This window comes from Bradyrhizobium sp. 17 (assembly GCF_023073515.1).
Lineage (GTDB): Bacteria > Pseudomonadota > Alphaproteobacteria > Rhizobiales > Xanthobacteraceae > Bradyrhizobium > Bradyrhizobium canariense_D.
In genome coordinates this window covers 1-620 of record NZ_JADPJQ010000070.1, presented here as the reverse complement: position 1 = coordinate 620, position 620 = coordinate 1, and the positions used below count along the sequence as shown (strand labels likewise).

1 protein-coding gene is annotated in these 620 nt (G+C 60.8%); it reads right to left on the bottom strand.

Annotated features, from left to right (window positions below; translation table 11 throughout):
- Positions 1 to 584 (bottom strand): GntR family transcriptional regulator (locus tag IVB13_RS13615; protein ID WP_247489166.1); only part of this gene is annotated, 584 nt, incomplete at its 3' end.
- Positions 585 to 620: the final 36 nt, after the last annotated feature.

Below are 620 nucleotides of genomic sequence, written 5' to 3'. Positions count from 1 at the left end.
TTGCAGGCTTGATCGACGTTGCGCGCTCGCAGTGCCTGCAGAATCAGGCGGTGATCCTGATTGGATCGCGGTCGCCCCCCAGCATTGCGCGCCATCGCGAACACCAATCGCGAATTTGCAAGCTGTAGTCCGTCGAGACTGGCGAGCAGGCGCGGCATCGCGCACGGCGCCACCAGCGCCTGGTGAAAGGCGCGGTTGGCCATCTCAAAATCCTGAATCGTCTGGGCATTGTCTCCTTCAATCAGAGCGAGCTCAATTCGTGCCAAATGGGTCGATGTGAACTTTGGCGCCGCATTGCGCAATGCGACCACTTCGAGCGCGGCACGCATCTCGGCGATCTCTTTCACTGAAGTGGTATCAAGCGGGGCAACCCGAACGCCGCGACGGGGCACAGCGACGACAAGATGTTGCGCCTCCAATTGCCGAAAAGCCTCGCGTACCGGGACGTGGCTCGAGTTGAACTCCCGCGCGACATGATCCTGCCGCAGCGGGGCATCTGGCGGGATCGCGCCGCTGATGATGCGCTCTCCGATTGACTCGGCAATGCGCCAGGCAACGGTCGTACTCTCGCCGTCGGTCATCATAGATTATCTATCAAAAAAGCGGGTGCGTTCGCAGGC